The 12,334-nt window shown below is 71.8% G+C and carries 16 protein-coding genes; 10 read left to right on the forward strand and 6 right to left on the reverse strand.

Annotation, left to right across the window (positions count from 1 at the left end):
- Nucleotides 1-268: DUF4446 family protein (locus E7Z54_RS06765; protein ID WP_136432236.1), on the forward strand; the 268-nt coding region annotated here is incomplete at its 5' end.
- 103 nt (nucleotides 269-371) lie between these two features.
- Here the strand turns inward: E7Z54_RS06765 and E7Z54_RS06770 are convergent.
- Nucleotides 372-1,946, reverse strand: coding sequence for a YegS/Rv2252/BmrU family lipid kinase (locus E7Z54_RS06770; RefSeq protein ID WP_240769551.1), 1,575 nt, complete (start codon nucleotides 1,944-1,946; stop codon nucleotides 372-374).
- A gap of 55 nt (nucleotides 1,947-2,001) precedes the next feature.
- On the opposite strand from E7Z54_RS06770, the gene E7Z54_RS06775 reads away from it, so the two are divergent.
- The 6 genes from E7Z54_RS06775 (at nucleotide 2,002) to E7Z54_RS06800 (ending at nucleotide 7,022) form a co-directional block, all read left to right on the forward strand.
- The gene (locus tag E7Z54_RS06775) at nucleotides 2,002-3,018 is read left to right on the forward strand and encodes an aldo/keto reductase (RefSeq protein WP_136432237.1); all 1,017 of its coding nucleotides are present in this window, start codon (nucleotides 2,002-2,004) and stop codon (nucleotides 3,016-3,018) included.
- A gap of 55 nt (nucleotides 3,019-3,073) precedes the next feature.
- Complete coding sequence (gene serS / locus E7Z54_RS06780; RefSeq protein WP_136432238.1) at nucleotides 3,074-4,378, forward strand: serine--tRNA ligase; 1,305 nt, start codon at nucleotides 3,074-3,076, stop codon at nucleotides 4,376-4,378.
- Nucleotides 4,375-5,262, forward strand: a complete 888-nt coding sequence (locus E7Z54_RS06785; RefSeq protein ID WP_136432239.1) for an HAD family hydrolase — start codon at nucleotides 4,375-4,377, stop codon at nucleotides 5,260-5,262. Before serS ends, E7Z54_RS06785 begins: the two co-directional genes overlap by 4 nt.
- Nucleotides 5,259-5,873 carry a hypothetical protein gene (locus E7Z54_RS06790; RefSeq protein ID WP_136432240.1) on the forward strand — a complete coding sequence of 205 codons (615 nt, stop codon included), beginning with the start codon at nucleotides 5,259-5,261 and terminating at the stop codon, nucleotides 5,871-5,873. Before E7Z54_RS06785 ends, E7Z54_RS06790 begins: the two co-directional genes overlap by 4 nt.
- Nucleotides 5,874-6,000: 127 nt before the next feature.
- A complete protein-coding gene (locus E7Z54_RS06795; protein WP_136432241.1) occupies nucleotides 6,001-6,768 on the forward strand; it encodes a DUF2975 domain-containing protein in 768 nt (255 codons plus the stop codon).
- Entirely contained in the window at nucleotides 6,768-7,022 is a 255-nt protein-coding gene (locus tag E7Z54_RS06800; protein ID WP_136432242.1) for a helix-turn-helix domain-containing protein, read from the forward strand. The genes E7Z54_RS06795 and E7Z54_RS06800 overlap by 1 nt, the downstream gene beginning before the upstream one ends.
- Before the next feature lie 36 nt (nucleotides 7,023-7,058).
- Here E7Z54_RS06800 and E7Z54_RS06805 read toward each other — a convergent pair whose 3' ends face one another.
- Genes E7Z54_RS06805 through mobA form a run of 4 tightly spaced genes read right to left on the reverse strand, consistent with a single transcriptional unit; the run spans nucleotide 7,059 to nucleotide 9,739 of the window.
- Nucleotides 7,059-7,655, reverse strand: a complete 597-nt coding sequence (locus E7Z54_RS06805; protein WP_136432243.1) for a bacterial proteasome activator family protein — start codon at nucleotides 7,653-7,655, stop codon at nucleotides 7,059-7,061.
- A gap of 52 nt (nucleotides 7,656-7,707) precedes the next feature.
- Nucleotides 7,708-8,685, reverse strand: a complete 978-nt coding sequence (locus E7Z54_RS06810; protein ID WP_136432244.1) for an NAD(P)H-quinone oxidoreductase — start codon at nucleotides 8,683-8,685, stop codon at nucleotides 7,708-7,710.
- A gap of 59 nt (nucleotides 8,686-8,744) precedes the next feature.
- Nucleotides 8,745-9,071, reverse strand: a complete 327-nt coding sequence (locus E7Z54_RS06815; protein WP_136432245.1) for a DUF6457 domain-containing protein — start codon at nucleotides 9,069-9,071, stop codon at nucleotides 8,745-8,747.
- 53 nt (nucleotides 9,072-9,124) lie between these two features.
- Nucleotides 9,125-9,739, reverse strand: coding sequence for a molybdenum cofactor guanylyltransferase (mobA, locus tag E7Z54_RS06820; RefSeq protein WP_240769552.1), 615 nt, complete (start codon nucleotides 9,737-9,739; stop codon nucleotides 9,125-9,127).
- 36 nt (nucleotides 9,740-9,775) lie between these two features.
- Between mobA and E7Z54_RS06825 the strand changes: the two genes are divergently transcribed.
- From E7Z54_RS06825 to E7Z54_RS06835, 3 genes are read left to right on the forward strand one after another with little or no spacing between them, the layout of a single operon-like run.
- Nucleotides 9,776-10,558 carry a carbon-nitrogen hydrolase family protein gene (locus tag E7Z54_RS06825; RefSeq protein ID WP_136432246.1) on the forward strand — a complete coding sequence of 261 codons (783 nt, stop codon included), beginning with the start codon at nucleotides 9,776-9,778 and terminating at the stop codon, nucleotides 10,556-10,558.
- Between the two features lie 11 nt (nucleotides 10,559-10,569).
- A complete protein-coding gene (locus E7Z54_RS06830; protein WP_240769553.1) occupies nucleotides 10,570-11,589 on the forward strand; it encodes a hypothetical protein in 1,020 nt (339 codons plus the stop codon).
- Nucleotides 11,590-11,627: 38 nt separating this feature from the next.
- Nucleotides 11,628-11,861, forward strand: a complete 234-nt coding sequence (locus E7Z54_RS06835) for a biotin/lipoyl-binding carrier protein (protein WP_136432247.1) — start codon at nucleotides 11,628-11,630, stop codon at nucleotides 11,859-11,861.
- A gap of 6 nt (nucleotides 11,862-11,867) precedes the next feature.
- Here the strand turns inward: E7Z54_RS06835 and E7Z54_RS06840 are convergent, their stop codons facing one another.
- The gene (locus tag E7Z54_RS06840; RefSeq protein WP_136432248.1) at nucleotides 11,868-12,299 is read right to left on the reverse strand and encodes an Lrp/AsnC family transcriptional regulator; all 432 of its coding nucleotides are present in this window, start codon (nucleotides 12,297-12,299) and stop codon (nucleotides 11,868-11,870) included.
- Between the last annotated feature and the right edge of the window lie 35 nt (nucleotides 12,300-12,334).

The raw sequence follows: 12,334 nt of genomic DNA on the forward strand, positions 1-12,334 counted from the left end.
CGAGGTGGCGGCGCTCCGGGCCGAGGCCGTCGGAGCGCTGCGGCACCTCGCGGTGGTCCGCTACGACGCCTTCGAGGAGATGGGTGGGCGACTCTCGTGGTCGCTCGCGCTCCTCGACGACGCCGGCGACGGCGTCGTCCTCACCTCCATCCGGGGCCGGAACGAGGCGCGGACCTACGCCAAGTCGGTCAGCGGATGGGCCAGCGACCAGGAGCTGTCGCCCGAGGAGTCCGAGGCGGTCGCCCACGCACGCATGGCGCGACTCTGACCGCATTCGGCCGCTCGCCGGAGAACCCCCGTCGCGACGACCCGCGGCGCCGCGCCGGTCGAGGAGGTCGCGGAGGTCGCGCAGCGACCGTCACGAGACCGCACTACCGGGGGACCCGGACCAGCACCCGTCCGTGGATGCACTCCATGTGCAGCTCGCAGCCCGGGCCGATGGTGTCGCCGTCGAGCTGGCGCGGAGTCTCCTGCGCGGCACGGATCGACACCTTGCGGCCGGTCATCCGGTTGATCGTCTCGTCGGTGTACGGCCGCTTGGCGAGCACCCGGAACGCGAGCGGCAGCCACGACCAGAACCGCTGCGGATAGAGGAGTACGACGTCCAGCCGGCCGTCGTCGATGGCCGCGTCCGGCAGCAGCGGCATGCCGGCCTGCAGGTAGCCGACGTTGCCGACGACGATCGTCCGGGCCCGGTGCTTGGTCCATTCACCGTCGTCGACGGAGATCTCGACCTTGGCCGGCGGGAACATCAGCGACTTGAGGGCGGAGAGGACGTAGGCCAGCCAGCCGACCTTCTTCTTGATGTCCTCGTTGACGCCCTCCATGATCGCGGCGTCGAACCCCATGCCGGCCATCACCATGAAGTGGGTCTTCTCGACCCCGTCGCCGTGGACCTCGACCATGTCGATCGCGCGGTCCTGACCGGTGAGCGCGACGTCGATCGCGGCCCGGATGAACAGCGGGATGTCGAGGTTGCGGGCCAGCAGGTTGCCCGTGCCGGCGGGGACGATCCCGACCGGGATGCCGGTGCCGGCGAGCTCGGCGCACACCTGGCGCACGGTGCCGTCGCCGCCGCAGACGATCACCAGGTCGGCGCCCTCGACGGAGGCCTGCTCGGCCTGGCCGGTGCCGGAGTCGTCGACCGTCGTGAGATGCCACCGAGGCTCGTTCCAGCCGGCGGCCAGCGCCATCTGGGTCACCATCGACTGGAACTGCTCCACCGACTCGACCTTGATCGGGTTGAGGATCACCGAGAGGTTGCGGTGGGACGGGATCGCCTCCGGCAGCGGCTCCGCCTTGAAGGCGTGGCTGCGGGGGAGCGGGCTGTAGATGGCGATCCCGAGGAGCACCAGTCCCAGCCCCAGCAGGCCACCTCCCAGCACGTCGGTCGGGTAGTGCCGTCCGAGAAGGACGCGGTCGGCCAGGACCACGGCCACCACGAGCACGACCAGGGCGGCCAGGAGGCGGCGGACGCCCGCGCGGCGGACCAGCATCACCGCGAGGACCAGCACCAGGGCGCCGTACGCGGTGGTCGAGGAGGCGTGCCCGGACGGGAAGGCGTTGGACTGCAGGAAGAAGTCCGGGTCCTGCCAGAGCGGCCGGCCGCGGCCCACGAGGACCTTGGCGCCGTAGGTCGCGAGAGCGGTCGCCGACATGACGACCACGACCAGGATCGCAGCGCGCCGGTGGCCCTTGATGAACATGAAGGCAGCCAGGACGACGGTCAGCACGGTCATGGCATGCGTTCCGAACGCGATCTCGACCCAGCGGAGCGATTGCAGCAGCCACGACTGGTCCAGCGCCCAGGCACTGGTGGGCTCGCCGCGGTTGTCGAGGTCGCCCAGCCAGGACCACTCGGACGCCACGCCTCCGGCGAGTGCGGCGAACAGCCCCAGGCAGATCAGGGACGCCAGGAGGGGCGTCTGGCGGGGTCGGTCGAGCACCCCCGGAGGATAGGCCACCTGAAGCGGACCACGAGATTCTCGCTAGCGTCGGGGCATGGCCGCCGAGTCGAACGTCACTGCCTCGTCCGTCACCGCGCCCCCGCAGCGCCGCCTGGGCCGGTCGGGCCTGGTCGTGTCGGCGGTCGGGCTCGGGTGCAACAACCTCGGACGCCCCGGCACGGCGACCGAGTCGCAGAAGGGGACCGACCGGGTCGTCGGCGCCGCGCTCGACGCCGGGATCACCCTGTTCGACGTCGCCGACACCTACGGCGCGACGCCGGGCCTCGCCGAGGAGCGGCTCGGCAAGGCCCTCGGCTCCCGCCGCTCCGAGGTCGTCGTGGCGACGAAGTTCGGCATGGACATGAAGGGCGTCAACGGCCCGGACTTCGGGGCGCGTGGTTCGCGGCGCTACATCCGCACCGCGATCGAGGCGTCGCTGCGCCGACTCGGGACGGACTGGGTCGACCTCTACCAGTTCCACACGCCCGACCCCTCGACCCCGATCGAGGAGACGCTCTCGGCGCTCGACGACCTGGTCCGGGAGGGGAAGGTCCGCTACGTGGGCCATTCGAACCGCGCGGGCTGGCAGATCGCGGAGGCGGAGCTCGTGGCTCGACAGCTCGGCGTGGAGCGCTTCGTGTCGGCGCAGAACCACTACAACCTCACCGACCGCCGCGCTGAGCTCGAGGTGCTGCCCGCCTCCCGTGCGTTCGGGCTCGGCGTGCTCCCGTACTTCCCGCTCGCCAACGGAGTGCTCACCGGCAAGTACGCCACCGGGGTGCCCCCGGAGGGCTCGCGACTGACCCGGGGCCGCCAGTACCTGCTCGAGGCCGCCGTCTCCCCGCCGCTGCGGTCCTACTCGGCGTTCGCGCGCGAGCGTGGTGTCCCGGAGGTGACCGTCGCGATCGGCTGGCTGCTCGCGCAGGAGCCGGTGACCTCGGTGATCGCGGGCGCGACCGCACCGGAGCAGGCCGTCGCCAACGCGGCGGCGGCGCACTGGGGGCCCACGCACGACGACCTCGCCGAGCTGGACACGATGTTCCCGTCGCCCGAACCGATCTCCCCCTTCTGATCCTCGTGGGAAACCGCCGCGCGACAGGTCGGCGCCGCCGGATAGCCTCGGGGGCATGATCGACCCGCGCATCCTCCGTGACGAGCCCGACCGCGTCCGCGCCGCCCAGGCCAAGCGCGGGCTGTCCGACGGCGTGGTCGATCGGGCGCTTGCGGCGGACGCCGCGCGCCGGCAGGCGATCAGCACGTTCGAGGCCAAGCGCGGTGAGCAGAAGGCGCTCGGCGCGAAGATCCCCAAGGCGCAGGGCGAGGAGAAGCAGGAGCTCCTGGAGCAGACCAAGGCGCTCGCCGCCGAGGTGAAGGACGCCGAGGCCGCGCGGGTCGCCGCCGAGGAGGAGTGGGCGGCCGCACTCGCCGACATCCCGAACCTCGCCGCCGACGAGGCGCCGGCGGGCGGCGAGGACGACTTCGTGGTCCTCGAGCACATCGGGGAGCCACGTGACTTCGCCGCGGAGGGGTTCGAGCCGCGCGACCATGTGGAGCTCGGCCGGATCCTCGGCGCCATCGACCTGGACCGGGGCGCGAAGGTGAGCGGCAGCCGCTTCTACTTCCTGACCGGCATCGGTGCGCAGCTCGAGCTGGCCCTGGTCAACATGGCCATGGACCAGGCCCGCAACGCCGGGTTCACCCAGGTGATCGCCCCGGCGCTGGTGCGGCCCCGCGCGATGGAGGGGACCGGGTTCCTCGGCCAGGCTGCCGACGACGTGTACCGGATCGAGGGGGAGGACCTCTACCTGGTCGGCACCTCGGAGGTCCCGATGGCGGCCTTCCACTCCGACGAGATCCTCGACGCCTCGTCGCTGCCGCTGCGCTACGCCTCGTTCAGCCCGTGCTTCCGCAAGGAGGCAGGCTCGCACGGCAAGGACACGAAGGGGATCATCCGGGTCCACTGGTTCGACAAGGTCGAGATGTTCGTCTACTCGACGCTCGAGGACTCCTACGAGGAGCACCAGCGGCTGCTCGGGTGGGAGAAGGAGTTCCTCGACAAGCTCGAGCTCGCCTACCGGGTGATCGACGTGGCGGCGGGCGACCTCGGCCTCTCCGCGATCCGGAAGTTCGACTGCGAGGCGTGGATCCCGACCCAGGGCAAGTACCGCGAGCTCACCTCGACCTCCAACTGCACCGAGTTCCAGGCCCGCAACCTCGACATCCGTGGCCGCTTCCCCGACGGTGGCGGCGCGGGCGGGACGACGACCAGACCGGTCGCGACCCTCAACGGCACCCTCACCGCCATCACCCGCGCCATCGTCGCGATCCTGGAGACGCACCAGCAGGCAGACGGCTCGGTCCGGGTGCCGACGGCACTGCGGCCCTACCTCGGCGGGCTCGAGGTCATCGAGCCCGTGCACCCGGTCTCATGAGCGGGGAGCCGACGGTCCTCCCGACCGAGCGGACCTCCGAGCAGTGGAGGCCCAAGCTCGTCGCCCTCGACATCGACGGCACCCTCCTGAAGTGGGTGGTCGGCCTGGGCATGAGCCACGAGGAGGTGACCCCGGCCGTCCACGACGCGGTCCAGGGCGTGCTCGACGCGGGCGCGCACGTCGTACTCGCATCGGGGCGGGCGCCGCACAACATGACGGTCGTCGCCGACATGCTCGCGCTCCACGGTCACGGCGAGCGGCTGTGGATCGTGGCGGCCAACGGCGCGGTGGTGCTGCGCTATCCCCCGATGGAGGTGGTCCACGAGGTCACCTTCGACGCCCGGCCCGCGGTCCGCGCCGTGCTGGAGAGGCATCCGGAGGCGCTGGTCGCGGTGGAGCAGCGCGGCATCGGGTACCGCGTCTCCGCGCCCTTCCCCGAGGGCGAGCTGGGCGGCACGACCACGGTGACCGACGTCGAGGAGATGGTCGCCAATCCGGTGAGCCGCGTGATCATCCGCGACCCGAAGGCGACCGCCGAGGACTTCGTGAAGCTCGCCGAGGGCCTGGGCCTGCACGGCACCGACTACGTCGTGGGCTGGACCGCGTGGCTCGACCTCGCGCCGGTCGGGGTCTCGAAGGCCTCCGGCCTCGAGTACGTCGCGGGGCAGCTCGGTGTGGACCCGGCGGACGTGCTGGCGATCGGCGACGGGCGCAACGACATCGAGATGCTCCAGTGGGCCGGTCGCGGTGTCGCGATGGGCCAGGCGGTCGACGAGGTGAAGGCGGTCGCCGACGCGGTGACCGACTCGGTCGACGTCGACGGAGCGGCGGTCGAGCTGGCCCGGTGGTTCCCCCTGGCCGCGTCTGGTGGGATGGACGGGTGAGGCACGTGCTCCGACCCCTGCTCCCGGGCGCCGCGCTGCTCGCGGCGCTGCTGCCGATGCTGGTCGCCGTGGCGCCGCCCGCCGGGGCGCTTCCGGTCGACGCGTGCATGCCGCTCGACCTCAACGACGAGGCGGCCGTGGTCGAGCGGGCCGAGAAGGTCGACGACGTCTTCGTCGGCAGGGTCGACGCCGTCGTACGACGCACCGCGGCGCACCGCGTCACCGTCACCACAGTGCTGTCCGGCGACCTCAGGCTCGGCCAGAAGATCACCGTCGTGTTCGACCGCTCCGCCGAGGGCAGCAAGCGGCTGCTGGGCGAACGCGAGACCCACCTGTTCTTCACCCGCGACGTGGGGGGCGCGGTGCGCGCCGACTACTGCGAGGGGAGCCAGGAGCTCCCCGGTGGGCTCAGCGCGCCGATGCAGCGCACCCTCGAGGACTACCTCAGCGGAGCGCCGGAGCCGCCGGCCCGGGTCGCGCTCCACACGCCCGACGGCGGCACCGAGGATCCGCCGCGGCTGAGCCGCATCGTCGCGCCGGGCGCCGCGATCAGCCTGGTCGGCGTGCTGGGGCTGTTCCTGCTCGCGCGGGTCGGTCGCCGTCGCGCCTGACGCGCCGGACACACCCGACGGATCAGCGGCCCAGTCCGACTGGGTGACCCTTTCCCGTCCTTGACCTCGGGGGACGATGCGGAGATATTGATTCACAATAAAACCGCGTCGAAGGTCAGGAACGCCCATGCGCTCAAACCGCAGCTTCATGATGGCTGGCTGGATCGCGCTGACGGCCGCGGTCATGGCGACGCTGGGGGCGCTGCTGGTAGCCGCCGTCGGCGTCGCCGGGTTGGCCGGCTGGAGCGACTACGCCCACCGGATCAGCCTGGTGCCCGGCACGCACCTGCTGGACATGACCTACCAGCCGTCCTGGGAGGTCCGCGCCTTCACCGAGGTCTGTCCCCGGATCAACCTGCGCCATCCCGAGCGCGACTGCGAGAACGTTCTCCTCCGCGATGCGCACGGCCCCCGCGAGGACCCACCGTTCCTGCTCCCGGACGACGACATTCAAGCGGTATCGGCCCATCTCGAGGGTCGCCTGTTGTTCGACGCCGACCCGGGATGGAACCCTCTCGTCGCCTCCCTGTACGGAATGACGGTGCTCAGCCTGCTTGTCCTTGCCTTCATGCTGTCGCAGCTGTGGCTGCTGCTGCGCGCCGTCTCCCGTGACGCACCGTTCACCGACCAGGTCGTGCGCCGGCTGCGCGTCATCGGCGTCACCCTGATCGCCTGGGAGCTGCTGGAGCCCTTCCTGTGGCTGTTCCTCAGCCCCAAGGCCTGGGAGTACGGCTTCGTCCGCGCGGGTGCCCGGGGTGCGGGCCTCGAACTGGGGTCGATGGAGCCAGGCGGACCGCAGCTCACGTGGATGGCGTTCGGGGCACTGCTGCTGCTGCTGGCGCAGGTCTTCCAGCGTGGCGTTCGCCTGGAACACGACCAGAGGCTCACGGTCTGATGGCGATCGACATCCGCCTCGACCATGTCCTGCTCGACCGCCGGATGACCCTCACCGAGCTCGCTGATCGCGTCGGCATCACCGTCGCCAACCTCTCGATCCTCAAGACCGGCAAGGCGCGGGCGATCCGTCTCTCGACCCTCGATGCGATCTGCCGAGAGCTCGACTGCCAGCCCGGCGACCTGCTGACCTACGTCCCGGACCACGCGTCGGGGAACGCCCGCGCCACACGTCGCACTGGTCAGCGCCCGTAATCGGGGCGCGCCGTCGCCAATAGGGACAACGCTCGGCTAGAGGTACATCCCGCCGGAGCGGGGCTCCTCGCCGGACTGCGGGGCGGCGCCCGGTTGCTGGCCGGTCTGATGCGCAGGGCCGCCCATCCCCTGCGGCAGCGCCTTGCGGATCTGCTCGAACTGCGCCCTCGCCGCCATCTGCTGGGCGTAGATCGCCGTCTGGATGCCGTGGAACAGGCCCTCCAGCCAGCCGACCAGCTGCGCCTGCGCGATCCGGAGCTCGGCCTCCGACGGGGTGACGTTCTCGGTGAACGGGAGCGACAGGCGCTCCAGCTCCTCGACCAGCTCGGGCGCCAGGCCCTCCTCGAGCTCGGCGATCGAGGACCGGTGGATCGCGGCGAGGCGGTGGCGGCTGGCCTCGTCGAGCGGCGCCGCCTTCACCTCCTCCAGCAGCTGGCGGATCATGCTGCCGATCCGCATCACCTTCGCCGGCTGCTCGACCAGGTCGGTCAGCGAGCGCTCGCTGTCGTCGTCCCCGTCGTCGTTGCCGTCGGCCTGCTGCACGGCCGATGCCGGCACGCTGCCGATCGGCTGCCCGTCGGGTCCGATCACCACGATCTGCTCTTCCGGTGCGGAGCTGGCGTTGTCGGTCATGGGGACAAACCTAGCCAACGCCCCGTCATCACGAGGGCGGAGGTTTCGCCGGTCAGAGGGTGAGCAGCACCTTGCCCACGTTGCTGCTGGACTCGACGAGGCGGTGAGCCTCGGCGACCCGGTCGAGCGGCAGCACGTGGGAGACCACGGGCTCGATCGACCCGTCGGCGACGAGGGGCCACACGTTCTCGACGACCGACCCGCAGATCCGCCCCTTGTCCTCGGCGGGCCGCGACCGGAGCGTCGAGCCGATCACCGCGGCGCGCTTCGAGAGCAGCTTGCCGATGTTGAGCTCGGCCTTCGTGCCGCCCTGCATGCCGATGATCACCAGCCGGCCCTCGGTGGCGAGCACGTCGACGTTCCGCGCGAGGTACTTGGCGGCCATGTTGTCGAGCACGACGTCGGCGCCACGGCCGTCGGTCGCCTCCTTCACCACCGCGACGAAGTCGTCCTCGCGGTAGTCGATCGCCGCCTCCGCGCCGAGCGCCACACATCGCTCGCGCTTCTCCGCCGTGCCTGCGGTCGTGAACACCCTCGCCCCGGACCTCGCCGCGAGCTGGATCGCGAACGTCCCGATCCCGCCGCCGCCGCCGTGGACGAGGAACACCTCGCCCGGCCGCAGCGCGGCCACCATGAAGACGTTGGACCACACGGTGCAGGCGACCTCGGGCAGCGCGGCCGCGGTCACCAGGTCGACGCCGCCGGGAACCGGCATCACCTGACCAGCAGGTACGACGACCCGACTCGCGTAGCCACCGCCGGCCAGCAGTGCGCAGACCTGGTCGCCCACCGACCAGCCGACCACCCCTGGGCCCAGCGCCGCGACGGTGCCGCTGCACTCCAGGCCGATCACGTCCGAGGCGCCGGGCGGCGGCGGATAGAAGCCCTGTCGCTGGAGCAGGTCGGCCCGGTTGACGGCCGTCGCGGCCACCTCGAGCAGGACCTCGCCCGGTCCGGGCTCGGGATCGGGGAGCTCGACGACGGTCAGGACCTCAGGGCCACCGGGGCCGGTCGTGGTGACGGTGCGCATGCGCACAGTGTGCCGGTACCGCCGCGCATCTCAGCCACGGACGGTCGCTGCGCGAGCGCTCAGACCACGGCGTCCTCGTCGTCGTAGACGAGCTCGGGGAGCTCGTCGACCTCGACGTCGTCGTAGTCCTCCTCCGCCGTCGCGCCCGGCGGCCGGTCCCAGGCCTCGGCCAGGGCCTGTGCCTTGGCGGCCAGCCGCTCGACCCGGTCAGGGTTCGCCTCCTGCTCGCCTGCGGCATAGCCCAGGAGGAACGCGGTCACCGGGCCCGCGGCGTGGTGGACGTTCTCCGTGGTCAAGCGAGCCAGGTCGCTCAGCAGGCCTTCGTCAGCCTCGGCGTCGATGTCGAGCACGTCGCACAGCTCGTCGATCCAGTCGTGGAGGTTCACCGGTCCAGAGTGATCCTCGGAACCGCGACCTGACAAGACCCAATCGGTCAGACTCAGCCCTCGAACGCGTCGGTCCCGGCGCGCGGGTCGGGTTGCTCGCTCCGCGCGTCGCGCAGGTCGCTCCACGAGTCGATGTCGCGGGCCTCGGGCCCCAGCGCCGGCACGCCGACGAGGTCGAGCGGCGCCAACAGGGTGTGGATGGCGAGTCCGTGCCGTCCCTCCAGGTCCGGCGAGACCGCGTCCAGCCGCGCGGTCTCCACGACGAGCGCCAGCTGCCGGCGTCCGTCGGCATCCGTGAGCGCCGCGCCGTCGTGGCCGATCGCTGCCTCGTGCAGGCGCCGGAAGGTCGCGGAGGTCAGGTGCGGCATGTCGACCGCCAGCACGGCGATCGTCGGGAACCGCCGCAGCAGCATGCCCCGGCCCGTGAGCAGGCCGGCCGCGGGGCCGCCGAACCGCGGCTCCTCGACCACGAACGTCACCGGCCGGTCGGTCGGGACCTGCTCCCCGACGACCACCACCTCGCCGGCGTCGATCACGGCATCGAGCGCGTGCTCGAGCAGGGTGCGGCCGTCGATCTCGATCGAGGCCTTGTCGGCGCCGCCGAGCCGGGTGGCCCGGCCGCCGGCGAGCACGACGGCGGCGAATGCGGAGAGTCCCGGCTCGATCACACCGGGAGTCTCTCAGCCCGGCCCTACGCTGGCACCGTGATCGCCACCACGCTCCGCCTCGCCCTGGTGCAGGCCGCCTCCACGCTCGAGCCGGCGGAGAACCGCGGCGCACTGGCGCGGCTGACCCCCGACGACGCGGACCTGGTCGTGTTCCCGGAGGCGTTCGCCCGCGACTTCGGCGAGCCCGGCTCCGAGGTGAGTTCGTTCGCAGAGCCCGTCGACGGGCCCTTCAGCGAGGCGGTGGCGGCGGCCGCGGAGGCGGCCGACACCACCGTGGTGGCCGGGATGTTCGAGCAGGGGCCCGACGCCGACCGGCCCTACAACACCCTGCTGATGCGGGGCGCCGTCGCGGCGTCGTACCGGAAGGTGCACCTGTACGACTCGTTCGGCTACCGGGAGTCGGACCGCCTCACGGCGGGCGGGATCGAGCCCCGGGTCGTCGAGCTGCAGGGCTGGAGGGTCGGCCTGATGACCTGCTACGACCTGCGGTTCCCGGAGTTCGCCCGGGCCCTGGTCGACCGCGGCGCCGAGCTGATCGTGGTGCCGGCGGCGTGGGTGGCCGGGTCGAGGAAGGTGCGTCACTGGCGCACCCTGCTCACCGCGCGCGCGATCGAGAACACCGTGTACGTCGCCGCGGCCGCTCAGCCCGCGCCGCGCTACTGCGGTCACTCGATGGTCGTCGACCCGTTCGGCGACGTGGTGGCCGAGACCGGACCCGGGTCGCCGGAGGAGCCTGCCGTGGTCCGCGCCGTCGTCGACCGTGAGGTCCTCGACGAGGCCCGTCGGGTCAACCCGTCGCTGGCCAACCGGCGTCTGTAGGCTCGTTCGCCGTGTCCCGCGCCCCGTCCACCACTCCCATCGAGCAGCGCGTCGGACAGTTCGGGGCATCCCGCGCGCCGCTGCTGATCTGGGCCGCGCTCGTCGTGCTCGGCGCGGCCGCCCTGGTCGCCGCGATGGTGCCGGTCGGACCGGACTGGCTCGGGGCGGCCGGCTCGATCGTGATCGCGACGACCTACACCTCGGCGCTGGCGGCGCGCACCGGCGGCCGCCCGATCGTCTTCGGCCTGCTCGCGCTGGTCTGCGGTCTGGCGGCCGTGCTCACGGAGCAGGAGCTGCTGCTCACCGGTGCCGCCGTCAGCACCTCGGCGATCGCCGCCGTGCTCGGTGTGATGGGCACGATCCCCGCCCAGGGGTTCCTCGGCGCGGTCCGCGAGTGCATCGTCGCGCTGGTGTACGCCGGGGTCGGCGCCATGGCGACGGTCGGCTTCGAGCCCGCCGTCGACACGGTCCGGTTCGAGTACGTCGGCCTCGGGATGGCCTTCTTCGGCGCCCTGATCCTCGTGAACCGGCTCGGCGCAGGCCTGCACGGCCTGGGTCGCCGGGGGCTGATCGTGGTCGGGATCGGTGCGGTCCTGCTCGCGGCGACCCTGCTCTACGCGGAGCTGTTGCGGCGTTACGGCTCGGCCGCCCTGGTCGACGAGCTGCTGTCGTGGGTGGCCTGGAGCCGCGAGCACCTCGGCGCCTTCCCCCGGCCGATCGAGACCCTCCTCGGAGTGCCCGCGCTGGCCTACGGCTGCCACATGCGGGCCCGGCGCCGGCAGGGCTGGTGGGTGTGCGCGTTCGGCGTCGCCGCGACCTCGCCGACGGCGACCGCGCTGGCCAACCCTGCGGTCACCGTCGAGGAGGCGGTGCTGTCGGTGGTCTACGGCCTGGTCGTGGGACTGGTCATCGGCTGGCTAGCGATCCGCATCGACCTCGCCCTGACCGGTAACCGTGGCCGACGCAGCCGGGCAGCCGAGCAGGCGGCCGCCGTACGGCCCGAGCCGAGCCGGTTCGCGCCCCTCCTCTGAGTTTCCGGTACCGATCGGTAACGCCTAGCGTCGCTGGCATGGCAAGGGTGACGACGTCAGAGCTGGTAGCGGACATGGTCGCCAACGTGCTGCGCGTGGAGGTCGAGGAAGGCGCCACCGTCGCGGCCGGGGACACCGTGGTGCTGCTGGAGTCGATGAAGATGGAGATCCCTGTCGTCGCGGAGGTCGGCGGCGTGGTCGGCGCGGTCAAGGTGAGCGTCGGGGACGTGGTCCAGGAGGGCGACGTGCTCGTGGAGATCACCATCCGCTGAGCGTCCTCACACCAGGCCGTGGTGCTCCTCGAAGACGAGCACCGTCTGGGTGCCCAGCACCTCGGGCAACGACTGGATGCGCTCCAGGACGAGGTCCCGCAGGTGGTCGGTGTCGCTGGCTCGCACCAGCATCACGCAGTCGAAGTCGCCTGCGACCAGCGCGACGTGTGCGGCCTCCTCGAGCGCCCAGGCCTTCTTGCGGAACGACTTCCAGGAGTTCTGCTTGATCCGGACGTGGACGTAGGCCGAGACCCCGAGGCCGATCGCGGCGTGGTCGACGTCGATCGTGAAGGCCCGGATGACCTTGTCGTCGATCAGGCGCCTCAGCCGCGCGTAGGCGCTGGCTCGGCTGATGCCGACGCGCGTCGCGAGGTCGCGGACCGAGGTGCGGGCGTCGGCGCGCAGAATGTCCAGCATCTCCCGGTCGATCGCGTCCATGACTGGACAGTCTGCCACTGATCCGTCTCAATCGG

The organism is Nocardioides sp. (genome assembly GCF_004803405.1).
Taxonomy (GTDB): Bacteria; Actinomycetota; Actinomycetes; order Propionibacteriales; family Nocardioidaceae; genus Nocardioides; species Nocardioides vastitatis.